Source organism: Nonomuraea corallina, from assembly GCF_027620315.1.
Taxonomy (GTDB): domain Bacteria; phylum Actinomycetota; class Actinomycetes; order Streptosporangiales; family Streptosporangiaceae; genus Nonomuraea; species Nonomuraea corallina.
This window is the reverse complement of record NZ_JAPNNL010000044.1, coordinates 16,509-42,352: the sequence shown is the minus strand read 5'-3', so window position 1 is coordinate 42,352 and position 25,844 is coordinate 16,509. Positions and strand designations below refer to the sequence as shown.

At 71.9% G+C, this 25,844-nt stretch carries 26 protein-coding genes and 1 pseudogene; 20 read left to right on the top strand and 7 right to left on the bottom strand.

The genetic code is table 11. The annotated features are described in order from the left end of the window. Positions 1 to 150 (bottom strand): Tm-1-like ATP-binding domain-containing protein (locus OUY22_RS37005; protein ID WP_270155341.1); only part of this gene is annotated, 150 nt, incomplete at its 3' end. A gap of 36 nt (positions 151 to 186) precedes the next feature. On the opposite strand from OUY22_RS37005, the gene OUY22_RS13955 reads away from it, so the two are divergent. From OUY22_RS13955 to OUY22_RS13935, 5 genes are all read left to right on the top strand, one after another. Then, positions 187 to 1,473 (top strand): NAD(P)/FAD-dependent oxidoreductase, encoded by a 1,287-nt coding sequence (locus OUY22_RS13955; RefSeq protein WP_270155340.1) that lies wholly within the window; start codon positions 187 to 189, stop codon positions 1,471 to 1,473. An 87-nt stretch (positions 1,474 to 1,560) separates the two neighbouring features. Further along, positions 1,561 to 2,349, top strand: a complete 789-nt coding sequence (locus OUY22_RS13950; RefSeq protein WP_270155339.1) for a DUF3152 domain-containing protein — start codon at positions 1,561 to 1,563, stop codon at positions 2,347 to 2,349. A 10-nt stretch (positions 2,350 to 2,359) separates the two neighbouring features. After that, positions 2,360 to 3,793 (top strand): carboxylesterase/lipase family protein, encoded by a 1,434-nt coding sequence (locus OUY22_RS13945; RefSeq protein WP_270155338.1) that lies wholly within the window; start codon positions 2,360 to 2,362, stop codon positions 3,791 to 3,793. 84 nt (positions 3,794 to 3,877) lie between these two features. Beyond that, complete coding sequence (locus OUY22_RS13940) at positions 3,878 to 5,020, top strand: MBL fold metallo-hydrolase (RefSeq protein WP_270155337.1); 1,143 nt, start codon at positions 3,878 to 3,880, stop codon at positions 5,018 to 5,020. Beyond that, positions 5,017 to 5,934: a pirin family protein gene (locus tag OUY22_RS13935; protein ID WP_270155336.1), complete on the top strand. Its 918-nt coding sequence runs from the start codon at positions 5,017 to 5,019 to the stop codon at positions 5,932 to 5,934. Before OUY22_RS13940 ends, OUY22_RS13935 begins: the two co-directional genes overlap by 4 nt. Positions 5,935 to 6,030: 96 nt before the next feature. On the opposite strand, the gene OUY22_RS13930 is transcribed toward OUY22_RS13935, so the two are convergent. Beyond that, complete coding sequence (locus OUY22_RS13930; RefSeq protein WP_270155334.1) at positions 6,031 to 7,041, bottom strand: coiled-coil domain-containing protein; 1,011 nt, start codon at positions 7,039 to 7,041, stop codon at positions 6,031 to 6,033. Positions 7,042 to 7,241: 200 nt separating this feature from the next. Here OUY22_RS13930 and OUY22_RS13925 point away from each other — a divergent pair, with 200 nt between their 5' ends. From OUY22_RS13925 to OUY22_RS13900, 6 genes are all read left to right on the top strand, one after another. Beyond that, on the top strand, positions 7,242 to 8,063 hold the full coding sequence (locus OUY22_RS13925) for a class I SAM-dependent methyltransferase (protein ID WP_270155333.1): 822 nt from the start codon (positions 7,242 to 7,244) through the stop codon (positions 8,061 to 8,063). Then, the gene (locus OUY22_RS13920) at positions 8,060 to 8,713 is read left to right on the top strand and encodes a TetR/AcrR family transcriptional regulator (RefSeq protein ID WP_270155332.1); all 654 of its coding nucleotides are present in this window, start codon (positions 8,060 to 8,062) and stop codon (positions 8,711 to 8,713) included. The genes OUY22_RS13925 and OUY22_RS13920 overlap by 4 nt, the downstream gene beginning before the upstream one ends. Before the next feature lie 70 nt (positions 8,714 to 8,783). Continuing rightward, positions 8,784 to 8,972: a hypothetical protein gene (locus OUY22_RS13915; protein WP_270155330.1), complete on the top strand. Its 189-nt coding sequence runs from the start codon at positions 8,784 to 8,786 to the stop codon at positions 8,970 to 8,972. A 32-nt stretch (positions 8,973 to 9,004) separates the two neighbouring features. After that, positions 9,005 to 9,823 carry an MBL fold metallo-hydrolase gene (locus OUY22_RS13910; RefSeq protein ID WP_270155329.1) on the top strand — a complete coding sequence of 273 codons (819 nt, stop codon included), beginning with the start codon at positions 9,005 to 9,007 and terminating at the stop codon, positions 9,821 to 9,823. Positions 9,824 to 10,443: 620 nt separating this feature from the next. Beyond that, entirely contained in the window at positions 10,444 to 12,219 is a 1,776-nt protein-coding gene (locus OUY22_RS13905; protein ID WP_270155328.1) for a hypothetical protein, read from the top strand. A 32-nt stretch (positions 12,220 to 12,251) separates the two neighbouring features. Continuing rightward, positions 12,252 to 12,527: a hypothetical protein gene (locus OUY22_RS13900; protein WP_270155327.1), complete on the top strand. Its 276-nt coding sequence runs from the start codon at positions 12,252 to 12,254 to the stop codon at positions 12,525 to 12,527. 8 nt (positions 12,528 to 12,535) lie between these two features. On the opposite strand, the gene OUY22_RS13895 is transcribed toward OUY22_RS13900, so the two are convergent. Beyond that, positions 12,536 to 13,024 carry a hypothetical protein gene (locus OUY22_RS13895; protein ID WP_270155326.1) on the bottom strand — a complete coding sequence of 163 codons (489 nt, stop codon included), beginning with the start codon at positions 13,022 to 13,024 and terminating at the stop codon, positions 12,536 to 12,538. A 150-nt stretch (positions 13,025 to 13,174) separates the two neighbouring features. Between OUY22_RS13895 and OUY22_RS13890 the strand changes: the two genes are divergently transcribed. Next, on the top strand, positions 13,175 to 13,624 hold the full coding sequence (locus OUY22_RS13890; protein ID WP_270155325.1) for a hypothetical protein: 450 nt from the start codon (positions 13,175 to 13,177) through the stop codon (positions 13,622 to 13,624). Positions 13,625 to 14,576: 952 nt separating this feature from the next. Further along, positions 14,577 to 14,663, top strand: a pseudogene (locus OUY22_RS13885) (transposase); the annotation flags it as partial. A 30-nt stretch (positions 14,664 to 14,693) separates the two neighbouring features. On the opposite strand, the gene OUY22_RS13880 reads toward OUY22_RS13885, so the two are convergent. Together OUY22_RS13880 and OUY22_RS13875 are read right to left on the bottom strand one after the other, a co-directional pair. Next, on the bottom strand, positions 14,694 to 15,596 hold the full coding sequence (locus tag OUY22_RS13880) for a hypothetical protein (protein ID WP_270155324.1): 903 nt from the start codon (positions 15,594 to 15,596) through the stop codon (positions 14,694 to 14,696). A 1-nt stretch (position 15,597) separates the two neighbouring features. Further along, the gene (locus OUY22_RS13875; protein ID WP_270155323.1) at positions 15,598 to 16,365 is read right to left on the bottom strand and encodes a bestrophin-like domain; all 768 of its coding nucleotides are present in this window, start codon (positions 16,363 to 16,365) and stop codon (positions 15,598 to 15,600) included. A 171-nt stretch (positions 16,366 to 16,536) separates the two neighbouring features. Here OUY22_RS13875 and OUY22_RS13870 point away from each other — a divergent pair, with 171 nt between their 5' ends. Next, complete coding sequence (locus tag OUY22_RS13870) at positions 16,537 to 16,875, top strand: hypothetical protein (protein ID WP_270155322.1); 339 nt, start codon at positions 16,537 to 16,539, stop codon at positions 16,873 to 16,875. Positions 16,876 to 16,879: 4 nt separating this feature from the next. Here the strand turns inward: OUY22_RS13870 and OUY22_RS13865 are convergent, their stop codons facing one another. Further along, the gene (locus OUY22_RS13865) at positions 16,880 to 17,488 is read right to left on the bottom strand and encodes an Lrp/AsnC family transcriptional regulator (RefSeq protein WP_270155321.1); all 609 of its coding nucleotides are present in this window, start codon (positions 17,486 to 17,488) and stop codon (positions 16,880 to 16,882) included. 136 nt (positions 17,489 to 17,624) lie between these two features. On the opposite strand from OUY22_RS13865, the gene OUY22_RS13860 reads away from it, so the two are divergent. The 6 genes from OUY22_RS13860 to OUY22_RS13835 are packed head-to-tail and all read left to right on the top strand — an operon-like array spanning position 17,625 to position 23,856. Continuing rightward, a complete protein-coding gene (locus OUY22_RS13860) occupies positions 17,625 to 19,199 on the top strand; it encodes an ABC transporter substrate-binding protein (RefSeq protein ID WP_270155320.1) in 1,575 nt (524 codons plus the stop codon). 2 nt (positions 19,200 to 19,201) lie between these two features. After that, positions 19,202 to 20,287, top strand: a complete 1,086-nt coding sequence (locus tag OUY22_RS13855) for an ABC transporter permease (RefSeq protein WP_270155319.1) — start codon at positions 19,202 to 19,204, stop codon at positions 20,285 to 20,287. Further along, positions 20,284 to 21,159: an ABC transporter permease gene (locus OUY22_RS13850; RefSeq protein WP_270155318.1), complete on the top strand. Its 876-nt coding sequence runs from the start codon at positions 20,284 to 20,286 to the stop codon at positions 21,157 to 21,159. The genes OUY22_RS13855 and OUY22_RS13850 overlap by 4 nt, the downstream gene beginning before the upstream one ends. Then, positions 21,156 to 21,929: an ABC transporter ATP-binding protein gene (locus tag OUY22_RS13845; RefSeq protein ID WP_270155317.1), complete on the top strand. Its 774-nt coding sequence runs from the start codon at positions 21,156 to 21,158 to the stop codon at positions 21,927 to 21,929. Before OUY22_RS13850 ends, OUY22_RS13845 begins: the two co-directional genes overlap by 4 nt. Further along, entirely contained in the window at positions 21,926 to 22,837 is a 912-nt protein-coding gene (locus tag OUY22_RS13840) for an ABC transporter ATP-binding protein (RefSeq protein ID WP_270155316.1), read from the top strand. The genes OUY22_RS13845 and OUY22_RS13840 overlap by 4 nt, the downstream gene beginning before the upstream one ends. Next, entirely contained in the window at positions 22,834 to 23,856 is a 1,023-nt protein-coding gene (locus tag OUY22_RS13835) for a M24 family metallopeptidase (protein WP_270155315.1), read from the top strand. Before OUY22_RS13840 ends, OUY22_RS13835 begins: the two co-directional genes overlap by 4 nt. An 84-nt stretch (positions 23,857 to 23,940) precedes the next feature. On the opposite strand, the gene OUY22_RS13830 is transcribed toward OUY22_RS13835, so the two are convergent. Continuing rightward, positions 23,941 to 25,794, bottom strand: a complete 1,854-nt coding sequence (locus tag OUY22_RS13830) for an extracellular catalytic domain type 1 short-chain-length polyhydroxyalkanoate depolymerase (RefSeq protein WP_270155314.1) — start codon at positions 25,792 to 25,794, stop codon at positions 23,941 to 23,943. Between the last annotated feature and the right edge of the window lie 50 nt (positions 25,795 to 25,844).

Genomic DNA, 25,844 nt, shown 5'->3' with positions numbered 1-25,844 from the left:
GTTGGGGTGGTCGACGGGGTACGACACGCCCGGGGCGGCGACGCCCGCGTCGATCATCAGGACGTCCTGGCCGAGCTCGATCAGCCGGTCACGCAGCCATCCGTATTCCTCGCCCTTGGTGTCGAGCGTGCCGACGAGTACGACTGTCATGCCCCCGACAGTAACGCGGCTGGGATCATGGGGGGCATGCGTGTTGCGGTCATCGGGAGCGGCATCGTCGGGGCCGCCGCGGCTCACTGGCTGAGTGGGCGCGGCGTGTCCGTGACGGTGGTGGACGGGGAGTACGCGGGGCAGGCGACCCAGGCGGGCGCCGGGATCGTGTGCCCGTGGGTCGACCATCCCGACGACGACGCCTGGTACCGGCTGACCCGCGAGGGCACCCGCTACTACCCGGAGCTGGTGTCGGCGCTGGGCGAGAGCATGGGGTACACGCGGGTGGGCGCGCTGCTCGTGGCCGAGGACCCGGCCGACCTGGAGCCGGTGCGCGCCCTGCTGGCGCGGCGGTACGCCGAGGCGCCGGACATGGGGGAGGTCGTGGACGTGGCCGCGCCGTCCACGCTGTTCCCGCCGCTGGCCGAGGACCTGAGCGCGCTGCTGGTGCCGGGCGCGGCGCGGGTGGACGGGCTGGCGGTGCGCTCCGCGCTCCTGCGCGCGGCGGTCCGGCACGGCGCCGAGCTCCGTACGGGGACGGCGACGCTCACCGGGGACGGCGGCGTGCTGCTCCGCGCCGCCCGCGCGTCGGACGCGCGCGGCCGGGCCCCGGCGGCGCCGGAGGTCCCGTACGACCGGAACTCCTGGCGGCAGGGCGCCCCCGCCGGTTCGGCGTACCGGGCGGACGGCGAGGTCCTGGCGGAGACCGGTTCGGCGGACGGTTCGGCGGACGTGGCGGAGGCGGCGGTGGCCGGCGGCGAGGCCGGGCAGGAGCAGCAGGTCGGGGGCGACGACGGGGTGCCGCTCCACGCGGACGCGGTGATCGTGGCCGCGGGGGCATGGACCGGGGAGGTGTGCCGGGGGCTCGGCGTCGAGCTGCCGGTGTTCCCCCGGCGCGGTCAGATCGTGCACGCCACGCTGGACGGCGTGGACACCTCGCGCTGGCCGATGGTGCTGCCGCACGTCGGTCCCTACCTGCTCGGGTTCCCGGGTTCGCGGGTGGTGGTGGGGGCGACGATCGAGGACGTGGGGTTCGCGCCGTGGGTCACCATGGGCGGGCTGGACGAGGTGCTGCAGGCGGGCCTGCGGGTGGCGCCCGGCCTGTTCGGGGCGACGGTGACCGAGACGCGGGTGGGGCTGCGGCCGGTGTACGCGCAGGGCTCGCCGCTGATCGGGACGCTGACCGACCGGGTGGTCGTGGCGACGGGGCTGGGCGCGTACGGCCTGACGGCGGGGCCGTTCGCCGGGCGGGTGGCGGCCGGGCTGGCGCTGGGCGAGGAGCCGCCGATCGACGTCGACGCCTACCGCCCGCCGCCGCGCTGACCGTCTCCGGGGTCGCGACCCGGTACAGCGGTGACGAAATGGGTACGTTCTGTGACCTCCCCGCCATGAGTTCGCGGGGAGGCGTCGGTGCGCGCGTCGGTGATGGTGCCGGTTCTGCTCGTCCTGGTGACGGCGTGCTCCGGGTCGGTCCCGGCCGGCCCGTCGCCGGCTCCCCCGGCGACGAGCCGCCCCCTCCCAGGCGTGCCGCCGGACCCGGGCCTGCCCACGGACCCCGGACTGCCCTCAGACCCCGGCCTGCCCACGGACCCCGGCCTGCCGCCTGATCCGGGTGTGCCGCCCGGTCCTCAGACGAGCCTGCCGGTGCCGAGCGCGCCGCCGAGCGTCCCGCAGCGGGCTTCGGGACGGTACGCGGTCGTGCCCGGCGGGGCTCCGCCGGGGCCGGGGCGCGGCCGGGTGATCCGCTACCTGGTGGAGGTGGAGTGGGGGCTGCCGTTCGAGCCGCGGGCGTTCGCGGCCGAGGTGCATCGGACGCTCAACGACCGGCGCGGGTGGGGCCGGTTCCGGCGGGTGGACCGGCCGCCGGTGCGGTTGCGGGTCGCGCTGTCCAGCCCGCTGCTCACCGACCGCGTGTGCCGGCCGCTGCGCACCGGCGGCGACCTGTCCTGCTGGAACGGCTCCCGGACGGTCGTCAACGCGCGCCGCTGGGCCGAGGGCGTCCCCCAGTACCGCGGCGACCTGGCCGCCTACCGCTCGTACGTGATCAGCCACGAGGTGGGCCACGCGCTCGGCCACCGGCACGCCGGCTGCCCGGGGCGGGGCCGCCCGGCGCCGGTCATGATGCAGCAGTCAAAGGCGCTGCGCGGCTGCCGGCCGAACCCGTGGCCGCGCCCGGAGGAGGGCCGCCAGGCGCGTTAGGCTGAAGGACATGCCGACGATCAGCACCGGTCAGGTCAGCGGGTCCGAGCGCGACGGCGTCGCCGTCTTCACCGGCATCCCGTACGCGAAGAGCCCGTTCGGCCCGCTCAGGTTCGCCGCCCCCGAACCGGCCGGCCGGTGGGACGGCACCTTCGAGGCGACCCGGTTCGGGCCGCGCCCGCCGCAGCCGACGATGCTCCCCGGCCAGCCGGTCTGGGATCCCGCCGCCGGGCTCGACGTCCTGACGGTGAACGTGTGGACGCCCGACCCCGGCGGTTCCGGCCTGCCGGTCATGGTCTGGCTGTACGGGGGCGCCTACTGGATGGGCTCGGCCGACTGGCCCGAGTACGACGGCACCCTGCTGGCCCGCGACGGCGTCGTGGTGGTGACGCTCAACTACCGGGTGGGCATGGAGGGGTTCGGCCAGGTGCCGGGCGCCCCGGCGAACCGGGGGCTGCTCGACCAGGTGGCGGCGCTGCGCTGGGTGCGCGACAACATCGCGGCGTTCGGCGGCGACCCGGGCAACGTGACGGTCTTCGGCGAGTCGGCGGGGGCCGGGTCGGTGGCGTGCCTGATGGCGATGCCGTCGGCCGCCGGCCTGTTCCGCCGGGCCATCGCGCAGAGCGTCCCCGGGGTGTTCCTCTCCCCCGCGCTGGCCGCCCGGGTCACCGACGCGATCATGGCCAGGGCCGGCGGCGGCTCCCCGCACGACGTGCCGCCGGAGTTGATGGTGAGCGCGGCGTCGGAGTTCGCGCGGGAGGAGCTGACCGGCCGCCACGACCGGTGGGGGCTGCTGGGCAGCGCCGCGATCCCGTTCGCGCCGGTGGTGGACGGCGAGGTGCTGCCCGAGCTGCCTTGGCAGGCGCTGCGCGGCGGCGCGGCGCGCGACGTGGAGCTGATCAGCGGCTACAACCGCGACGAGTACCGCACCTTCCACGCGATGAACGGCGGACGGACGGTCGACCTGCCGGGGGCGCTGGAGCGGCTGGCCCCGCCGGGCGCCGGGGCGGCGTACCGGGAGGCGGCGCCGGGCGGCGACGAGGAGGCCTACCTGCTGCTCATGTCCGACTGGCTGTTCCGGATGCCGAGCACGCTGCTGGCCGAGGCGCACCGGGGCCCGGCCTGGCTCTACGAGCTGACCTGGGCGCCCACCCCGTTCCTGGGCGCCTGCCACGGGCTGGACGTGCCGCTGGTGTTCGGCACGACCGACGGCGAGATGGCCGCCATGATGATCGGCGACGCGCCGCACCGGGAGCGGATGTCGGAGCAGTTCCGCACCGCGTGGGTGCGCTTCGCCGCGACCGGCGACCCGGGCTGGCCCCGGTACGAGCCCGGGTCGGCGACGACCCACCTGTTCGACGTCGAACCGGCCGACGTGGACGATCCGCAGGCGGTCTCCCGGGCGCTGTGGGCCGGGCAGGCCGGCGGCGCGCTGCTCGACTGACCCGCGACGGGGTCCGCGGCCGGGAACATCGGGGACCTCCCGCCGGGTTTCTCGGTGGGGAGGACTTTCCAGGGGAGGGTGAGCATGGCGGGATTGCGGACGTTACGGCGTGTCCTGACGGGTGGCTCCGTCCTCGCGGCCGCGGCCTGGGCCCTGCGCGGGGTCCCCGCCGAGCTGGGGGCGCGGCCCTTGACCTCGGGGCCCGGCCGGGCGGAGCGGATGCGGCGCTCGCCGCGCTTTCGCGACGGCGTCTTCTTCAACCCCATGCCGGAGCCGGTCACGCTCATGACCGCGCCGCCCGTCGGCGTGCTGGCCGAGCTGTTCAGGGACAGGCACCTGCGCCGCCCGCCCGGCCCGGTCCCGGTCCGGGTGCCGCCGTCGGACCCGCCCCCCGCCTCCGGGCTGCGCGCGATCTGGTACGGGCACGCGTCCACGCTGGTGGAGATCGAGGGCAGGCGGGTGCTGTTCGACCCGGTGTGGAGCCGCCGGCCCTCACCCTCGCAGCTCGTCGGGCCGGTGCGGCACCACCCGGTCCCGGTGCCGCTCGCCGGGCTGCCGCGGGTCGACGCCGTGGTGATCTCCCACGACCACTACGACCATCTCGACCAGGCCACGGTGCGCGCGCTCACCCGCTCCCAGGAGGCGCCGTTTCTGGTGCCGCTGGGCATCGGCGCCCATCTGGAACGCTGGGGCGTGCCCGCTCACCGCGTCGTCGAGCTCGACTGGGACGAGGAGGCGGAGGTGGCCGGGCTGCGGTTCACGGCCACGGCCGCCCGCCACTTCTCCGGCCGGGCGTTCACCCGCAACGAGACGCTGTGGGGTTCGTGGGCGGTGGCCGGCGCCACCAAGCGGGTCTTCTACGCGGGCGACTCCGGCTACTTCGAGGGCTACCGGGGCATCGGCGCGGCCCACGGCCCGTTCGACCTGACGATCATGCCGATCGGCGCGTACAGCCCGTCCTGGCCGGACGTCCACATGACGCCGGAGGAGGCGGTCAACGCCACCCTCGACCTGGGCGGGAAGCTGATGCTGCCGGTCCACTGGGCGACGTTCACCCTCGCCACCCACCCGTGGGCGGAGCCGGTCGACCGGCTGTGGCGTGAGGCCAAGGCCCGTGACGTGCCGTTCGTGGTGCCCCGGCCGGGCCAGGCCGTGGACACCGCCGCCGTCCCCGCCCCCGACGGCTGGTGGGAAATGCTGGGCGCGCCTCGTACAGTCGGAACGTGAGCAACCTGGAAGCCGACCCGCGCGCCATCCTCTGCGGCGGCGAAGACGGCGGCGAGGACGGCGAGATTCTGGAAGGACGCGCGGTGCCGCTGGGCGGCCCGCGCGCCATGACCGTCACCCGCACCCTCCCCCACGTGCGCCGGCGCATGATCGGCGCGTGGTGCTTCGTCGACGCCTACGGCCCCGAGCAGGCGGAGATGCGGGTCGCGCCGCACCCGCACACCGGCCTGCAGACCGTGAGCTGGCTGGTGACCGGCGAGGTGCTGCACCGCGACAGCCTGGGCAGCCTGCAGGCGATCCGGCCCGGCAGCCTCAACCTGATGACGGCCGGGCGCGGCATCTCCCACTCCGAGGAGTCCCGGGCGGGCGTGCTGCACGGGGTGCAACTGTGGGTGGCGCTGCCCGGCGAGCACCGGCGGGTCGCCCCGGACTTCGAGCATCACGCGACGCTGCCGGTGCTGACCGGGCCCGGCTTCGCGGCCACGGTGTTCCTGGGCGCGCTGGGCGGGGTGCGCTCGCCCGCGACCGCCTACAGCCCGATCGCGGGCGCGGAGATCGCGATCGACGGGGACGCCGAGCTGCCGCTCGACCCCGCGTACGAGCACGGGCTGCTGCTGCTCGACGGGGACGTCGCCCCGCTGCGGCCGGGCCCGCTGCGCTACGTGCCGCCCGGCCGTGACCGCGTGCGGGTGCGCGGGAACGGGCGGGTGCTGCTCGTCGGCGGCGAGCCGTTCGCCGAGGAGATCGTGATGTGGTGGAACTTCGTCGGCCGCGACCACGACGAGATCGCCGGATTCCGCAAGGAGTGGATGGAGGGCGAGGGGTTCGGCGTGGTCCACGGCTACGACGGCGCGCCGCTGCCCGCCCCGGCGCTGCCCGCCACCCGGCTCAAGGCGCGCGGCCGGGTCCGGTAGGAGTCCCGGCCGTCTTCGCCCGCACGGTTCTCCGGCTTTCCTGCGCACCGTGTTCCCGGGGCCGCACCGCCGCCGGAGGGCGTCAGGGGCGCGCGCTCAGTAGACCGAGACGTGGGGATGGTCGTAGTGGTTGGCCGTCGTACCGCCGCGATCGGTCATCATGCGCCAGGCTCCCGTCCTGACGTGCCAGATCCGCTGCCGGTAGATGACGTACATGATGCCGAGCCGCCGGCCGTTCTTGATCACCCAGGCGGCGATCTCGTGGCCTCGCTGCACCTCCGCCGGGGACGGGAAGGCGCCGCCCCGGCTCAGCATGAAGTCGCAGGCGCGGCCCAGCGGATGCTCCCCGCCGTCCTGGATGGGCCGGTAGCAGCCGATCCCCGGCCCCCTCCCGAAGCGCTTCTCGATGAGGTCCCTGACCAGGCGCATGCGCGGGGTGATGTTGTCCGGCCCGTCGGGGAGCTGCGGCACGAACGTGCCGTCGGCGCGGCGGCCGGGCGCGTGGTGCAACTGGTCGATCTTGTCCCTGATCTTCTCGATCGTCTGCTCGGCCTTCTCGCGCCGGTCCTCAAGCTCCCTCACGCCGGCGGCCAGCTCGTCCGCGCGGGCCTCGGCCTCCTCCTTGGCCTGCCGGTGGCCGTCCCGGACCTGGGCGAAGCCCGACAGCGTGGCCTCCTGCTCGTCGACGAGGTGCCGGGTGAGCGCCAGCCGGCGGATCAGCGCGTCGCGGTCCTCGGCACCGGTGAACAGCGACATGCTCTCGGAGCCGCCGTACATGTACTGGCCGACGGCCATGGCGCGCAGCTCGGTGGCGTGCCGGTCGAACACCGCCTGGGACTCGGCCAGCTTCTCGCGGGCGGCCTTCTCGGCCTGCTCCGCCCGCTGCTGCTCGCGGCGGCCGTGGTAGTAGTCCTCGATGAGCTTGTCGGACTCCTTGCGCAGGTCCGCCAGCTCCTTCTCCAGCCGCTTGACCGTGGGCTTCGGGTCCGCGAGCGCGGGCGGCGCCAGGGCCGCGGTCAGCGCGGCGCAGAGGACCGTCGTGAGCGCTGTGGTGCCGAGAGCTCGGAGGGGGGCGCGCCGCCTACCGGCGGGGAACGCAACCGCCACGCTTCTCCTTTGCCGCTTGCCGCAGGACGCGCGTCACCGGTCCCGAAACGCACGACCGGGGGCGTGCCCACTATCGAGCCACGATAGTAGGGGATCTTTGGTCCACCTGAAGCCATTCATGATTTATCCGCATAAGGGCTGTGGTGGCAGGATATGTTGTGAATACGTGTTCATGAACGTTCGTTCATCCAGGAGGGGCCATGACGATCGTCAACACGCACCAGGCCGAGGCGTGGAACGGCTACGAGGGCGAGCACTGGGCCAGCCACCACGACCGCTACGACGCCATGAACGGCGCCTACAACGAGCACCTGCTGCGGTTCGTGCGCCCGGACGACCGGGTGCTCGACCTCGGCTGCGGCACCGGGCAGGTCACCCGGCTGGCGGCCCGGCGGGGCCGGGCGGCCACCGGGATCGACCTGTCGGCGCCCATGCTCGCCAGGGCGCGCGAGCTGGCCGCCGCGGAAGGGGTCGCCAACGTGACCTTCACCAGGGGCGACGCGCAGGTGCACGCTTTCGGCGCAGGCGCGTACGAGCTGGCCGTCAGCAGGTTCGGCGTCATGTTCTTCGCCGATCCGGTGGCCGCCTTCCGCAACGTCGGCAGCGCGCTGACGCCGGGCGGGCGGGTGGCGTTCCTCAGCCTGCGCACGATCCCCGAGCTGAACACGGTGATCGGCGCCATGGCGGAGCACCTGCCGCCGCCGCCCGAGTCCCCCGACGGCACCTCCCCCGGCTCCCTCGGCGACCCGGCCCGCGTCGAGGAGGTGTTCACCGCCGCGGGGTTCGGCGAGGTGACGGTGACGCCGGTGGAGGCCGACCAGGTGTGGGGGCGCGACGCGGCTGACGCCGCCGCGTTCCTCGCCGCCTGGGGACCGATCCGCTACCGGCTCTCCCTCGTCGCGGACCCCGCCGCCGTCGAGCGCGCCACCGCCGCGCTCGAACCCGCCCTTCGCCCGTACGAGCGCGCGGGCGCGGTGCGGCTGCGCGGCCTGGCCAACCTGATCACCGCGGTACGGCCGTGAGCCCGCGCAGGGCGGCCGCGGTCCCCGGGAGCGAGACGCTGCCCGGCCACCTCATCGCGGCGGCCGAACGGCTCATCGCCCGGGACGGTGCCGCCGGGCTGACCGTGCGGGCCATCGCCAAGGAGGCACGGGTGGCCGACGGGGTGCTCTACAACCACTTCGCCGACAAGGAGGAGCTGATCGCGCGGGCGCTGCTGGCGCACGTCCGCACGGTCGAGCGCGGCCTGCCCCCGCTGCCTCGCGGCCCCGGCGAAGGCGATCTGGAGACCAACCTGCGGGCGTACGTCGACTACGGGGTGGCCCTGCACCTGGCGATCCTGCCCGCCTTCGCCGGCCTCCTGGGCCGGCCCGACATCCTGGCCCGCTTCGCCGCGCTCGGCGGCGGCCCCACACTCCCCGGCGCCCACGCCGGCGGACCGGACGGCGGGTTGCGCGGGCAGCTGGCGCGCTACCTGCGGGCCGAGCAGGCTGCCGGGAGGGTCGCGGCGCAGGCCGATCCCGAGGCAGCGGCCACCATGGTGGTCGGGGCCTGTCATGAGCTGGTCCTGCCTCATCTGCTCGCCGGCGCCCCAGCCGGCGAGCTCCGGGTTCCGCCTGATTTCGCCGGGCGCGTGGTCACCACGTGTCTCCACGGGCTCACTCCTCGTTGACGCGCCGACGTGTTTGGCTCTTCCCATCGGTGGCAGGTGGTGACTTACCGCACGAAAGGTGACAAATCTCATGGTGAAGCCACAGCAGCCGGAGCTTCGCAGGTCCGGCAAAGGGGCCACCGACACCGACTCGGCCCAGGCCATCCCCGAGAAGCGGCGCGGCTCGGGCGGTCACGCCCACGGCACGGACAAGGGCCGCAAGGGCGGAGGAAAAGGCGGCGGCGTCCCTCCGGGCCAGCAGCCCCCGCACCCTTCCTGATTTGACCGATCCGCCGTACGAGAGAGGACGTCATGCCCGCCACCGGCCGGGGGAGCCTGCTGTTCATCGGGAACGCCACCACGCTGATCCGCTACAACGGGTTCAACCTGCTCACCGACCCGAACTTCCTGCACCGGGGCCAGCGCGCCTACCTCGGCTACGGGCTGACCTCCAAGCGGCTCACCGAGCCGGCGCTGAGCATCGACGAACTGCCGCCGCTCGACGCGGTGGTGCTGTCACACCTGCACGGCGACCACTGGGACCGTGTGACCCGCCGACACCTCGACCGGGACACGCAGATCGTGACCACCCGGCACGCGGCGTCGCGGCTCAGCCGGCAAGGGTTCAGCCGGACGGTGGGCGTGAGCACGTGGCAGCAGCACGAACTGCGCGGCCCCGGCGGCTCGGTGACGATCACCGCACTGCCGGCCCGTCACGCGCGCGGCCCGGTCGAGAGGCTGCTGCCGCCGGTCATGGGCAGCATGCTGGAGTTCTACGATCCGGACGGACTGCCGGACCTGAGGCTGCTCATCAGCGGCGACACCATCATGGACCGGCACCTGGACGCGATCCCGCGCCGCTTCCCCGACATCGACCTCGCCGTCATCCACCTCGGCGGCACCAAGCTGCTCGGCATGACGGTCACGATGGACGGCGAGCAGGGCGCACGCTACGCCGAACTGGTCGACGCCGCCTCCATGCTGCCGGTCCACTTCGACGACTACGCGGCGTTCGCCTCGCCGCTGAGCGACTTCAAGGACGAGACGGAACGCTGGGGACTGGCCGACCGTGTGATCTACCTGGAGCGCGGCCAGAGCTGCGACCTGACCGGACGCCACTCCAGCATCTGACCCTTCGCACCGGGGCCGTCGTGGAGATGCACGGCTACGGCGCCTCCGTCATCGGCCGGCTGACTACGGGGCCGGCGCGATCGGCTCCGACGTGCCGGCCGGGCGGTCCTGCGGCGCTCGTGGCTCACTCGATCAGATGCTCGGCCGCGGTATGGGCGGCGGCCGAGTCGCCCGCGTCGGTCACGGCCTCGCGCTGATCGGCAGTTCTGGGGCGACGCGCCGATCAAGTCGTGGATGCGAGCCGCGTTCTGGCTGGTGTCGCGCGGCGCCACCCCTGTGGGTCTCTTCGTACGCTCCGGCTATCCGACCGACCGCCCTGCGGACTTCGCCACGTATCCGGCAGGGCTGCAGGCGAGCCTGTGCGGGCCCGGCCAGATGGCGGCGCTTGATTTGGGGATATACGGGGATGATCTTGAGGGCGTTTCCCCATGTCGCGTCGCACATCCTGAGTGTCCGGGCGAGCGGAACCGGTCTTGCTCCGAGAGCCGTGACAGACACCGTTGCGGTCCATACGAGGACTTTCCGTACTCATGCCGATATGACCTGGCCGCACCACTTTCGACGAGGACGCCGTTACGCTTGGTGCCGCCGCCTTGTAACCACGCCTACGGGAGGGTTGCATGGAGTTCGTCGGCCTCAACCCCGAACGGGTGGGCCTCCTGATCAAGCAGATGGAGTCCGGCAAAAACGTGCTTGGTCAGACGCGTCCCGGCCTTGAGACGGACATCGCTGACGCCGGTCCCGACTGGGCCGGGGGCCAGGGCGTCACCGCCATGCATCGAGCTTGGCACTTCTTTCACGACGCCCAACGGGATCTGAAGTGGCGGATCGACACCATCTCTCGTATGCACAACGGCCCATCCGGCAACGGCCAGTGGCTGACCGCTCAGTTCAGCTTCGCCAGCGAGGCCGCGGCAACGCAGGCGGGCAAGGACGCAGCGGCAGCCATCATGCAGCCTCTGTCGGACCCGGCCACGGCCGACCTCCCCCAGACCTGGCAGAAGGTCGAAGCGGCCATGAGAGCCGCCAAGGACAAGATCCACGATCCGGCCTTCGCCGCAGCGCTCATCAGCGCGATCGGTCCGGCCGGTCTGGACGACCTGTTCCGCCGCTGGCGAGACGCCAACGCGGTCGGCCGCAAGCGAGGTGTGCCACCCGAAGAGCTCAAGCGCGGCACGTCCACATTCGGGGTGCTCGCGAACGCTCTCGCGAACGCGGACACCGCCGGCAGGCTGGATGACAGATCACGCAAGGCCCTGGTTGACGCTGTCGAACTCGACGCCCTGACCGCCCTTACGGCTCTGGCGAAGCAATCGACAACGCTCCTCAACCAAGTGGCGAAGCGCGTCCTCAACACGCCGCGAAGTGGCGCACCGCCCGATTTTTCTGATGCCGACTGGAACCTCCAGGCGCTGATCAACGCATACGCCGCCAACCCGGAAGCGCTACAGCAACTTCTCGCCGAGGACAAGACCGCGGCGGCTGCACTCTTGCATCCCAATCGCGTCAAGCTCAACGGTCTGCCGCCCGAGTTCGAGAAGCAACTCGCCGGGGTTCTCGACAAGGCGCTGAGGCCTTCCACGGGCGACAGCGGCACGCGCGCGCGAGCCTGGTTCAATCTCGTGAACGGGCTGGGATACGACGGTAGCCACGGAACCGGCGGTCACTTCGATGCTCTGAGGAACTCGCCGATCAACCAAGTGCTCGCCCGAAACGTCCTGCCCTACATCTCGCAACTCGGTCTCGTCCATGCCAGGGAGGCATCGGTCAACCTGGATAAGCATCTGACACCGCAACCGCCCTGGGACAAGCTTCGTCCCGACGTCGCATCACGATTTATCGGTGCGATCATGCAGGACTCCGCAGCGAGGAAGATTCTCCTGGACGAATTACCGAAGTACGGGTGGGGGTTGGATATCGGCCGCTTCCATCCATTCAGCGACCGAGCTACCGAGCGTGCCGAGTACACCCGCCTCAGCGCGCGACTGGGCGGAGTGAGCAGTCTCCTACTCGGCGGCTTGAGCTACGCACGGCTGAGCAGGAAAGAGTACGCCGAGTGGGCCGCCAGTATCGCGTTACTGCCTGTCTCGTACGCCGTCAACGCCTGGGGAGACATGGCCGACGCAGCGGCGGCGACCGCGCGGGATGTCGGACTCGACGCTGCGAAAGAAGCCGTGGCTGAGCGTATCGCTGAGTTTCTCGCCGGCGATGGTCCACAAGACGTGAAAGAGCTTGCCAAGCTGCTGGTCAATCAGCAGGTGCTGATCGTCGCCGCCTCACTGGAGTTACACGATCAACCGCTTCTCACGGCCGAGGACCGGGAACGGATCTTCCGCGAGTTCTACGGATCTCTTGCCGACCCTCTCATCAAAGCGCTTGATGAGTACGGGGGCTGATCATGAGTACTCCCCTACCTACCAAGCAAGAGTTGTTACGTGAGGCGATGGCCAAGGCGGCTCTGGCGGATCGCATGGAGCGGTACGCCAGGCAACTCGCCATCGTGTTCGAGGGGGTGCCGACCAACCAAGAAGCGAGCAACCTGACCTGGAAGGGCCCGGCCGCTGACGATTTCACCGCTCGCGCGAATCGGCTCAAGCAGGAAACTCGCGAACTGGAGCAGGCATGCGTGGCGACCGCCCGCAACCTCCGCCGGAGAGCCGATCAGCTTCGAGAGGCGGCAGCCAACAGCCCTGATGCATGGTGACCTAGACTTTATCCTGACGACTCGTAGCACGCGGTCTTTCCGACGATTCGAATATTCGGCTTCTGCGCGAGCTGAACTGTCACAACGTACGTCACGTCGGTCGCCGGATCACGTGCCACGGCCACAGCAAGGTTCTGATCGCGCAGGTCAAGGTCGTCGACGAACTCGTCGTAACCCATCAACGCCAACCTGTTCTGTATGAGACCTGCCGCGTTGAAGGCCGCATGCCGACCCACGATGTCGCCCTCGGCCCGGAAGAACCGTTGTACCTCGCCGGGCACACATGACCCCGTCTGGTCTTTCTCTGCTCGCTCAGTAACCTTCGCTTCACCGACCTGTTTGAGTTCATAGGATGCGAGAAGTTCGTCGCCATCGCGGACGAGCTGCTGGACAGCCGCTTCTAACGTCGGTTTCTCAGGGTCCGGCGTACACGCCGTCACCGCGGCGAGACAGGCCAACACAGCAGCAACTCCAAGTAGTCCCGCGCCTCGATACACGTCCGGACCATACCTCTCACCGCACCCGGATTCACCTAATTCACCAACAACGGCATTGCATGGCTATTCGTGCCCGGCGATCAACCCACGTTTGGGAAGCTGAGCACGTACGACCATGCCGGTAGCGGAACTCTCAGCGGGGCACGGCGCATGTACAAGCTCGAACTGGTCAACCTCGCAGATGAGTCACTCCTGCCCTGCGTCGTGACCCCACGGGCCCTCGAAGATGACGAGATCTGCGAGCTTCGCTTCGACCGGCAGAACGCTCCGCCTCTGGTGTTCCGCTCGCCCGTGGACTTCGAGGACCCGCTGACGGAGTTGAGGCAGGAACTTGAGCGCCAGGGCCTGCTCTTGCTGTGCAACAGATTCCGCCGGAACGCGTTCGTTTCCTCGATGGCCCGCCAGATGAGCACAGGCCTGTCCTGCTACCTGGTGACCCCCGGACGGCCCGTCGACCCCGGAAATCTCGTCGACTCCCTCGGCCCAGCCCCGAGGGAGGCCGTAGTCCTCGCCAAGGAAGGGGCGAGGTACATCGAGGAATGGATCGCCGGCTTCGACGATGACGACGATGACGACGATGACGATGACTATTGGCCGTAGATTCGATGGCACAGCTGGTTACGCACACGGAACGCAGGGCGGGAAGCCGGGAACAACTCGTCGCACCGCGCGGCGATCAGAGAGGCCAAAGTCTTCCTGACGCGACGAGGCGCGTCCTTGCTCTCAGTCGCTTTATCCCGGCCCGCGGATGTGGAGGGCTGCCTACGCGGTTCGGCCCGGACCACGCGATGCCTCAGAGAATGCGCCACGCCTGAGGATTCTGCCCGTGCGCGCTTCGCGCTCTTCACAGCCGCAGCCTCGGGCTCGGCTCGGTCGAGGCTGACGCAATGACCGTAGGCGCTGGCGACGGGGGGATCGATACGACCGGCTTCCCTGCCGGACTCACCTGCTGTGTTGATTCCGTCGCCCCTTTCAACTCCTCGGGGAGCCGCCGTCACCCCAGGCATTCGACCAGACGCCGAGCACGACGCAGGCCAGGAACCCTGCGGCAGCGCACGGGGACGCCGATCCGCAGGTCGGCCTTCGACCTGCGGAACATGCCGTCACGCGTCAGTAGCGCAACGTGACAGCGGTGCTACTGGATACCGGCGTGGCGTCCTTCTAGCCTGCTTCACCCCTCAAGATCGCGGTCCAGAGCTCTTCGGTTCGACGCCACGTCTCCCACTCGCTTTCAACGACGACCAGGCGGCCGATCGAACGTTCGTGACGGCGCACGAAGGCAAAGTCGCCGGCGACGCAGAGCTCGAAGACGACCGGCAGACAGTCGCAGGTGTAGGCACGCACACGGACACGAGCGGCGCGAGAAGCACCGGGGTGCCAGTGGACCGGGGTCAGATTGGGGCACTCCTTGGCGGGGTGGACGCTGTGATAGGCCCCAATCTCGGGCGCGGAGCGCCCGACAACCCGCTCAGGCCGTCTCCTGCCCTGCTGCGCGGACAAAAGAGGCTAAGGGCCGAGTCCCTGACCCGCACGCAAACGCAGGTTCAGGGACGACCTGCGGGATATTTTCGAGGCGATCTTGTATGGGGACCGGACGGGGATCGCCTGGAAGTACCTGCCGCACGACTTCCCGCCACACCCCAGGCTCACCGTCGTGGCGGAGTGCCGGTCACCTGAGGACGCCGAAGGCTACGGCCGTCGCGGCGGCGATCGCTGTCGTCAGCACCACCATCAGCAGGATGGTCCCGAGCGGGCTGGGCCGTGGTGGCGTCACGGGGCGCTCGGCGACGATCATCCGGGAGGTGGGGCTCGGCTCGGCCTCGGCTGGGGTCGGGGTGGGTGCCGCGGCGGGCGTGGCGGGCGTGGCGGCCAGTGGCGCGCGCCGGGGGTTCTCGTGGGCGGGGGTGGTCACGGGGCCGGGCTGCCGGCGGACACCGCACCGGCCGACGTGGACGTGGGCGCGAGGAGGATCGACGCACACGGCGTCGTCGTACACTCGCACGTCCGGCACCGACACAACGGGCCGGGGCCGCCTCTTCCCCTTCACCTCGCCCGGCCCGACGGACACCCCCGGCAGCCGCACCCGAGCCTCGCCGACCAGGGATCGCGCCCCCCTGGCCGGTCTCCCGGCGATCCGCTCGGCCCGCCTCCCCAACCGCCCCGCGTCGGGCACCACGGCTCGGCGTCCGGCACGCCCAGCGCTCCCACCGGCCCACCGCCCGAGCCGCGCACCCAGCTCGACGTCCCCCGGCAGATCCCCACGGGGTCCCGCTGCTTGGGACGGTGTGTCCGCTGCCCGGGCGAACCCGAAGGCGCGGGGGGTCCGGCCGCCCGGCCCAGCGCGCCGGTGTTCCAGCGCCGCGGCCACCAGCCTGATGCCCGGAACCCGCCGCACGGACGCCTGCCCGTGCGGCCGCGCCACGACCGGCGGCCCGGCGGATCCGGCCGGTGACCCGGGGGCCGCGCCGAGGGCCGGTGGAGCGGGCTCCTGGGCGGCCGGGTGGGCAGGCCGGCAGGCCGGCAGCGTCAGCAGGGTGATCGCCAAGAGCAGCGGAGGCAGGAGGCGGGGCATGTCAGACGCCTCCGGTGATGCGGGCGAACTCGTGCAACGCCGTGGTGTAGGCGTCCGGGGTCACCGCCAGAGGGCCGTCGAAGGCGCGGGTGATGTCCCAGGTCAGGTAGACGCCGAGGCCCAGCAGGGCGGCCATCGCCACCAGCGGCACCAGCGTCGTCCCGCGTGGCCGGGCCCCCGCGAGGAACGGCAGGAGGATCACCGCCATCCCGGTCAGGACGGTGAGGGCCAGGAGCCCGGACGGCGGGGTGGCGGCGGCGTCGGCGGCGCGCTGGGCGCGGGCCGCGCCGATGGCGCCGAGCTGGCCGAGGAGGGCGGCGCGGGCCTCCCGCTGTTCCTCGTCCCCTGACGCCAGCTCGGTGATCCGGGAACGCAGCTCGTCGAGCCGGACGCCGCCCATCGGGTCGAGGCGGCCGCGGGCCATCAGCGGCCACTCGTCCTCCACGACGAACGTCACGTACTCGCGCAGGCCGGTGCGGACCGGGCCCACCATGACGGACGGCAGGCCGGCGGCGGCCCAGTAGGCGTCGACCACGGCGCGGCTCTCGGCCTGGGTGTTGCGCCTGGCCGCGTCGGCGGTGGTCCACGGGACGACGACGGCGATCGCGAAGACCAGGAGGAACAGCGCCGACACCATGGCCCCGGCGTGCCCGGCCGTCAGCCCGCCGGGGCCGCGGTCGTCCGTGCCCTTGCCCGCCAGCCGGAACATGAGGGCGGCGGCCCCGACGAGGCCCACCGCCGCCAGGACCGCTAGCACGTACGCCACCATTGACGATCTCCTCGTTACTGGCAGTGAGTTGACCATCACCCTAAGCGATGTTCCGGCGATAGCCAAGGAATCGCCGGGTCCGGCTGGACGGATCGCCGCCCGGCCGCCCGGCGGCGCGCGATCCGTCCAGCCGGGTGACGGCCGTCGCCGGGCAGGCCTCACGATGGGCGCGTGAACCTACTCAACGGCCGCAGATTCGTGATGGTGAGCTCGACGGCGAGCAAGGTGGACCCTGAAGGGCCTACGGAGTTCGAGTACTGGGAGGAGGACGGCGTGGTGTGGGGCAGCTACACGGGCGACACCGTGACCGTCGGCCGCTTCGTCGGCACCCGGAAGGACGACCGGATCTCGATCTCGTACGTGCACGCGCTGGTGGCGGGCGGCGTGGCGGCCGGGCGCAGTGACAGCCGGATGGAGAAGGAGCCGGACGGCAGGCTGCGCCTGGTGGAGGAGTTCATGTTCGCGGGCGACGACACGCCGCACGTGAGCGTGTGCACCGAGGTCGTCTGAGCCCTCATCCGTCCTCGCGCAGCGCCGCCCTGCCCTCGGCGGCCTGGACGAAGCGCATCTTGCCCAGCGGCACGTCCCCCGGGTTCTCGGGGACCGGCCGCCGGGCGGGGCGCGCCTTCTCCCGGTCGCTCGGCAGCACGTAGGGCCGTTTGAGCACCTCGTCCAGGATGAACACGGTCTCGGTGGCCTTCACCGCCGGGATGTTGGCCAGCCGGCCGGTCACCATGGCGTGCACCCCGGCCACGTCGGCCATCCTGACCAGGATCATCGCGTCGTGCTGCCCGGTGGTGATCGCGCAGTACTCGACCTCCGGCATGCGCGCCAACTCGGCCCTGAACTGCTTCCACATCTGCTGCCGCACGGTCACGAAGATGAGCGCGGTGATGCCCAGCCCGGTCTTGACCGAGTCCACCTCGGCGGTGAAGCGCCTGATGGCGCCCTCGGCGCGGAGCGCCTCGAAGCGCGTGTAGGCGTTCGCCCGGGAGATGCCCACGCGTTCGGCGAGTGCGGCGACCGAGATCCTGCCGTTCTCGCGCAGCACCTCAAGGATCTTCAGGTGGGTGGCGTCCAGTTCCAGACCGATGCCGATCCGTCCAGGTTGGCTACTACCCACACCGTCATTTCTGGAAATTTCAGTCATTGTTACCTCTCATCTATGTATATCCGTCTCACTGCCCGCACGGAACCAAGACAGATTGCCGCACAATCCTGGGCGTTCCTGTTCGAATCGTCCACTTGGAGGACATCACATGGCGACCCGCTCGCAGACGGCGGCAGTACTGCTCGCCGGTGCGCTCGCCCTCGCCGCCTGCGGAAGCGGCGGAGAGCAGGCTTCCGCCCCCCAGAGCGGCGGCAAGACCCTGGTCATCGACACGTCCTTCGACCTGAAGACGGCCGACCCCGGGCGTACGTACGAGCCGACCGGTCTCATCGTGGGCAAGGCCACGTACGAGACGTTGCTCACGTTCGAGGGCTCTGACGTGACCAAGCCGGTCCCGGCCCTCGCCGAGTCGTACGAGCTGTCCGAGGACGGCAAGGTGCTGACGCTCAAGCTCAAGCAGGGGGTCACCTTCGCCGACGGCTCCCCCATCACGGCCGACGACGTGGTGTTCTCGCTCACCCGCGTCCGGGACATGAAGGGCACGCCGTCGTTCCTGCTGGACGGCGTGGAGATCGCCAAGACCGACGACACGACGGTCACGATGACCTCGGAGAAGGCCAACGCGGCGCTGCCGTACATCCTGCCGAACCCCGCGCTCGGCATCCTCAACAGCGACGTGGTCAAGGAGAACGGCGGCACCGCCGACGCGCAGGACAAGGCCGAGCAGTACCTGAACGGCAACTCGGCGGGCTCCGGCCCGTACCAGATCGAGTCGTTCAACGTGAGCAGCCAGGTCGTGCTGAAGGCGAACGCGAAGTACCACGGCGACAAGCCCGCGTACGACAAGGTCGTCATCCGCAACGTCGAGTCGGCCACCCAGAAGCTCAACGTGCAGCGCGGCGACAGCCAGATGGCGCTGAACCTGTCCGGCGACCAGGTGACGAACATGCCGGACACCCTCCAGGTGAAGAAGACCGCCTCGGCGAACGTCTTCTTCCTGCTCGCCAACCAGAACCCGGAGATCAGCGACGTGACGACGAACGCCAAGTTCGTCGAGGCGGTGCGCAAGGGCGTCGACTACGCGGGCCTGCTGGAGCTGGCCGGCGAGGGCTCGACCAGGGCGCCGGGCGTGATCCCGTCCCAGATCCTCGGCGCGCTCCCGGTCGCGGACGCGGTCGAGCGGGACGTCGAGGGCGCCAAGGCGGCGCTGGCCGAGAGCGGGCTGTCCAACCCGACGGTCAAGCTGGAGTTCCCGACCGAGCTGACCGTGAACGGCCTGTCGTTCCAGCCGCTGGCCGAGCGCGTCCAGGCCAACCTCAAGGAGGTCGGCATCACGGTGGACCTCCAGCCCGCCCCCGTGACGACGGCGCTGGACAACTACCGCAACGGCAAGGAGGAGATGGGCCTGTGGTACTGGGGTCCTGACTACCCGGACCCGAACGACTACCTGGCGTTCCTGCCCGGCCAGACCGTCGGCGAGCGCGCCGGCTGGAAGACCGGGGCGGCCAAGGAGCTGGAGGAGCTCGGCGCGAAGGCGGCGACCGCCATCGGTGACGACGCCCGCACGCAGGCCTACCACGAGGTGCAGCGCGAGCTGAACAAGGTCGGGCCGTTCATCCCGCTCATCCAGCCGAGCCAGAACATCGTCGCGGCCGCCTCGGTGACCGGCGTCGAGTACCACCCGGTGTGGCAGGTGGACGTCGCCGACCTGGGCGCCGAGTAGAGGTGTCCGGCGACGCGGTGAAGGGCGTGGCGGCCGTGGCGCCGCCGCGCCCCCGGCGGCAGGCGCTGCCGCCGCTGGCCCGGTTCCTGATCCGCCGGGTGCTGGTGGCCGTCCTCCTCGCCTGGGGGGTCACGGTCGTCACGTTCGTGCTGACGAACCTCGTACCGGGTGACCCCGTGGCGGCGAACCTGGGCCAGCGGGCGATGAGCGACCCGGAGATCGTGGCGCAGTGGCGGGCCGAGCACGGCCTGGACAAGCCGCTGTGGGAGCAGTACGGCATGTACCTGCAGGGGCTGGTCCAGGGTGATCTGGGCGACAGCCAGCAGAGCCACCGGCCGGTGAGCCAGGACCTGGCCGAGGCGGTGCCGGCCACGCTGGAGCTGGCCGGCGCGGCGATCCTGGTCTCGCTGGTGCTCGGCGTGGCGTTCGGCGTGATCGCCGCGCTGCGCCGCGACCGCCTCTCCGACCACCTGCTGCGGCTGGTGAGCCTGGTCGGCATCTCGGTGCCGACGTTCTGGCTGGCGCTGGTGGCGTTCTACGTGTTCTTCTACCGGCTGCGGCTCACGCCGGGCAGCGGCCGGGTGGACCCGGCGCTCGGCGCGCCTCCCCCGGTGACCGGCCTGCACACGGTGGACGCGCTGCTGGCCGGCCAGTGGGACGTGTTCGGTTCCGCCGTCGGCCACCTGATCACGCCCGCCCTGGTGCTGGCGCTCTACACGATCGGGTTGCTGACCCGGTTCACCCGGTCGGCGGTGCTGGAGGTGCTGGGCCAGGACTACGTGCGCGCGGCCCGCGCCAAGGGCCTGCCGGAACGGGTGGTCCTGTTCAGGTACGTGCTGCGCTCGGCGCTGGTGCCGGTCATCACGGTGGCGGGCCTGGCGTTCGGCAGCCTGCTGTCCGGCACGGTGCTGGTGGAGTCCATCTTCGCCTGGCCGGGCATCGGCCAGTACGCCTTCAAGAGCGCGACCACGCTCGACCTGCCCGCGGTGATGGGCGTCGGCCTGGTGGTGGGCGTGGTGTACCTGGTCATCAACCTGATCGTGGACGTCCTGTACGGCGTGATCGACCCCCGAGTGAGGTTGCGATGAGGCGGGACCCCCTGGCCCGCAAGGGGCTGACGGCCCGGCTGCCGCAGGCCTGGCGGCAGCCGCTCGCCGTGTCCGGCGTGGTGATCGCGGTGGCCTGGCTGGTGATCGCGGTGGCGGCGCCCTGGCTGGCCCCGCACGACCCGCTCGCGCAGGAGCTGCCCCGGCTGGCCCCGCCGGGGCCCGATCACTGGTTCGGCACGGACCAGCTCGGGCGGGACGTGCTGTCCCGGGTCATGCACGGGGCGCGGGTGTCGATCCCGCTGACCCTGGCGCTGGTGGCGTTGTCGTTGCTGATCGGCGGTCTCCTCGGCGCCTGCGCCGGATATTTCGGCCGATGGGTGGACGAGACAATCATGCGGCTGGCGGACCTGGTGTTCGCGTTCCCGACGGTGATCCTCGCCATGGTGGTCGCCGCGGCGCTGGGCGCCAGCCTCACCAACGCGGTGCTGGCCGTCCTGGTGGTGGCCTGGCCCGCGTACGCGCGGGTCACGCGCGGGCTGGTGCTGGGCGTGCGGGAGCGGGAGTTCGTGCTGAGCGGGCGGCTGCTGGGCTTCTCCGCCTGGCGCTCGCTGCGCGTGGACGTGCTGCCGAACGTGACCGGTCCCATCCTGGTGCTGGCCACGCTCGACATCGGCACCGCGCTGCTGCTGCTGTCCGGCCTGTCGTTCCTGGGCCTGGGCGCCAAGCCGCCGTCGCCCGAATGGGGCGCGATGGTGTCGTCGGGCGTGGAGGTGTTCGACAGCTGGTGGGTCGCCACCTTCCCCGGCCTGGCGATCCTGACCGTGGTGCTGGCGTTCAACTTCCTCGGCGACACGCTCCGCGACGCCCTGGACCCCCGTACCGCCCGTGCGATCAAGGAGCGTGCGCTGTGACACTGGCGATCACGGACCTGAAGGTGACGATCGGCGGGAAGGACGTGCTGCGCGGCGTGGACCTGACGCTGGCGCGCGGCCGGGTGCACGGGCTGGCCGGCGAGAGCGGCTCGGGCAAGACCATGACCGGGCTGGCCGTGCTCGGGCTGCTGCCGCACGGCTCGCGCGTCACCGGCGGCATCACGCTGGAAGGGCGCGAGCTGCTCACCCTGCCGCCCAAGGAGCTGAACAAGGTGCGCGGCGGCGAGGTCGCCATGGTCTTCCAGGACCCGGCCACCAGCCTGCACCCGATGCTGACGGTGGGCAGGCAGCTCACCGAGCACATGCGCCACCACCTCGGCCTCGGCAGGGCCGAGTCCCGGGACCGGGCGATCGAGCTGCTGCGCAAGGTACGCATCCCGGGCGCGGCGGAGGCCTACCGGCGCTACCCGCACCAGTTCTCCGGCGGCATGCGGCAGCGCATCGCGATCGCGGTGGCGCTGGCCTGCTCGCCCAGGGTGCTCATCGCGGACGAGCCGACGACCGCGCTGGACGTGACCGTGCAGGCGGGGGTGCTGCGGCTGCTGCGCGGCCTCTGTGACGAACTCGGCCTGGCGGTGCTGCTGGTCACCCACGACCTGGGGGTGATGTCGGCGGTCGCCGACGAGGTGAGCGTCATGAAGGACGGCCTGGTCGTGGAGAGCGGGCCGCGCGCGCGGGTGCTGCGCGAGCCGGAACATCCGTACACGCGCACGCTGCTGGCGTCCCTGCCCGACGCGGAGGTCTCATGAGGAGCCTGCTGAAGATCGACGATCTGGTCGTGGAGCACCGCACCCCCGGCCGGCCCGTGGTCAGGGCGGTCGCCGGGGCCAGCCTGGAGGTCAACGCGGGCGAGGTGGTGGGTCTGGTCGGCGAGTCCGGCTGCGGCAAGTCCACGCTGGCCCGCGCCGTGTGCGGGCTGAACCGGGCCGCCTCGGGGTCGATCGCCTTCGAGGGGACGCCGGTGACGCCGCTCGGCCTGCGCCGCAGGACGATGACCGGGGTCCAGATGGTGTTCCAGGACCCGTACGCGTCGCTGAACCCGCGCCGCCGGGTCGGCGACCAGATCGCCGACGGGCTGCGGGTGGCGGGCGACACCGCGAGCAGCCCGGCCGACCTGCTGGAACGGGTGGGCCTGCCGCGTGACTTCGCCTCCCGGCACCCGCACGAGTTCTCCGGCGGGCAGCGGCAGCGGATCGCCATCGCGCGGGCGCTGGCGGCCCGGCCGCGGCTGCTCATCGGCGACGAGCCGATCTCCGCGCTGGACGCCTCCGCGCAGTCGCAGGTGGCCACGCTCATGCGGGACCTGGCGGTCGGTTCGGGGGCCGGGCTGCTGTTCATCAGCCATGACCTGTCGGTGGTGCGGCTGATCGCCGACCGGATCGCCGTCATGTACCTGGGGCGGATCGTCGAGGTGGGCGACACCGCCGAGGTGTGGGCCGACCCCCGTCACCCGTACACGCGGGCCCTGCTGGGCGCGATCCCCAGGCCGGACGGGATGGGGGTGCTGCCGGCCGAGCTGCCGGGCGACGTGCCCGACCCGGCCGAGCCGCCGCCGGGCTGCCGGTTCCACCCGCGGTGCCCGCTGGTGATGGACGTGTGCCGGGTCAAGGAGCCGGAGTTCGGGCCGGTCGCCTGCTGGCTGCACGAGCCGTCATGACGCCGCCTCCCCCGCCGGGCCCATGGGCGTCCGGTCCGGAGGCGGCCGTCCCCGGCAGGCTCGGCGCCGTACGTGAGCGGATGGCGGCGGCGGGCATCGACGCGGTCGTGCTGCGGCCCTCGCCGGACTTCCGCTTCCTCGGCGGGCGCGGCGGCGGCTTCCTCGTGGTGACGGCCGACGCGGCCGTCGAGACCGCCGACCCGCGCTCCTGCCTGCCGCCGGGGGTGCGGCGGGTGGGGGTGGACCCCGAGATGAGGGTGCGGGAGCTGTTCGGGCTGGCCGTGGAGGCGGAGCTGGTCCCGGCCGCGCAGGTGTTCGCGCCGTTGCGGCTGCGCAAGGAGCCGTACGAGGTCGCGCTGGTCGAGCGCGCGGCGCTGGCCGCCGAGTCGGTGCTCGGCCAGGCCCGGGAGCTGTCCTGGTTCGGCGCCACCGAACGGGCCATGGCGACCCGGCTGCGGGTGCTGGCGCTGGAGTCGGGGTGCGAGGAGGTGCTGTCGGCGCGGGTGGCGGCCGGGCCCGGCACCGCCGAGCCGGGGAGCGCGCCGTCCGGCCGGGTGATCAATCCGGGGGACGCGCTGGTGGTGTCGCTGAGCGGGCGCTGGGACGGCTACTGCGCCGAGGTGGCCCGGGTGTACGCCGTCGCCGAGCCGCCGGAGGACTTCGACGCCGTGTACTCGGTCCTGGTGGCGGCGCACCACGCCGGGATGGCCGCGGCACGGCACCCCGCCACGGCCTCGGCGGTCGCGTCGGCGGTGGCACAGGCCATCGACGACAGCGGCTACGGCCGGTACGCGGCCCCGGCCGCGGGCCGGGGCGTGGGGCTCGGCGCCGACGAGGCGCCGCGGCTGCGCGCGGACGACGACACGCCGCTGGAACCGGGCACGGTGTTCTGCCTGGAGCCCGCGATCTACGTCCCGGACCTGTTCGGCGCGCGCCTGGGCGACATGGTGACCTGCACGGACGCCGGCCCGCACCCGCTGACCGCCGCCCCCTCGGTCCTCCCCGTCCTCGAACGCTGACCGCAGGACCGCTCCGCCTGTGTACGCTCCGCCTGTGTAGCCTCACGGCCCCGTCCCGCCTGCGCGGGGCGGGGCCGTGGACGGTCAGGCGCAGGTGTAGCCGGAGGGCACGGCGGTGTCGCCGCTGGGCCTGGAGACCTGGAAGCCGAAGCTGGTGGTGCCGGCTCCCGGGGCGAGCGTGCCGTTGTGGCTGACGCTCCTGGCCGTGACGGTCTGCCCGCTGGTGGTGACGGTGGCGTTCCACGAGCCGGTCAGCGTGTGCCCGGCCGGGAGCGTGAACGTGACCGTCCAGCTGGTGATCGTCGAGGTGCTGGTGTTGGTGACGGTCAGCGGCTGGATCACGTAGCCGCCGCCCCACTGGGACTGCACGGTCGGCGTCGCGGTGCAGGCGCCGGTCGTGCCGCCCTGGGTGGTGACCTGGACGGTGTTGGAGACCGCCGAGAGGTTCCCGGCGGCGTCGCGGGCCCGGACCTGGTAGCGGTAGGTGGTGTTCGCGGTCAGGCCGGTGTCGGTGTACGAGGTCGTGGCCGAGGTGCCGACCTGGGCGAAGGCGCCGCCCGTCGCGCCAGGTGCGCGCAGGATGTCGTAGCCGGTCACCCCGGTGTCGTCGGTCGAGGCCGTCCAGGACAGGCTGGTGCCGGTCGCGGTGGTCCCGGTGGCGGCGAGGCCGGCGGGGGCGGTGGGCGGGGTGGTGTCGCCTCCGGTGCCGGTCGTGGTGAAGGTGACCGGGGCGGAGTTGCCGGACAGGTTGCCGGCGCCGTCACGGGCCCGGACGTACACCTGGTACTGGGTGCCGGCGGTCAGCCCGGTCAGGGTGATGGAGTTGGTGGCGGACTGGCCGAGCTGCGGGTCGGTGGCGCCCTGCTCGCGGTAGACGTTGTAGCCGGCCAGGCCGGAGCCGCCGGAGTCGGTGGAGGCGGTCCAGGTGAGCGTGGCGCCGGTGGCGGTGACGTTGGAGACGGCCGGGGTGCCCGGCGTGGTCGGCGGCGTGGTGTCGGCCGAGCTGGTGGTCAGGCCGAAGAACTGGATGGCGTACAGGGCCATGCCGCCCTGCGGCAGATTGTGCCCGGCGCCCTGGATGCTGTACGCCTCGACCTGCACGGTGCCGGACGAGTCGGCGTAGCGGCTGCGGTTCCAGTTGGCCTGCGGGGTGTCGGTGCTGGTCGGGGTCTGGCTCAGCCCGAACACGTTGGTCCACTGCTCGACCGACTCGCGCAGCAGCGAGTAGGGCACGAGGGTGTCACCGGTGCCGTGCCACAGCTGTATCCGCGGCCGGGGGCCGGTGTAGCCGGGGTACGCCTGCCGGACCGCGTCGCCCCACTGCTGGGGCGTCCGGTCCATGCTGCCCCCGGTGCACCTGCTGCTTCCCGGCGGGTAGTCGGCGGCGCCGGCGAAGCAGTTGAAGGGCACGCCCATGAAGGAGGCGCCCGCCTTGAACACGTCCGGGTAGACGGCGAGCATGTGCTGCGTCATCATGCCGCCGGACGAGCTTCCGGTGGCGTAGACGCGGTTCGGATCGCCGCTGTAGGTGCGCTCGGCGTAGTCGATCATCGAGATGATGGACACCGGGTCGCTGCCGCCCCCGCGCCGCTTGGCCGCGTCCGACCAGGTGTCGAAGCAGTTGCCGAATCCCGCCGACTGGGTGGCGGTCGGGTAGATGACGATGAAGCCGTGACGATCCGCCAATGAGGCGAACTCACTGCCCTGGTAGAACCCGGGGCCGGTGCCGCCGCAGCCGTGCATCGCCACCACGATCGCCGGCGAGGCCGGGCGCGAGTCCGGCACGTAGATGTGCATCCGCATGTTGCCCGGGTTGTTGCCGAAGCCGGTCACTTCCACCAGGGCGGCGGCGAGAGCCGGTGATCCGAGTACCACGGCCATGACGGCTAAGAGCGCCGTGGCACATGCACCGGCCACCACCGTGGTCAGTCGTCTCATGCCTCCTCCTCTCGACATCCGCCGCGTGCCTCCCGTTCGGCGCGCCGCTT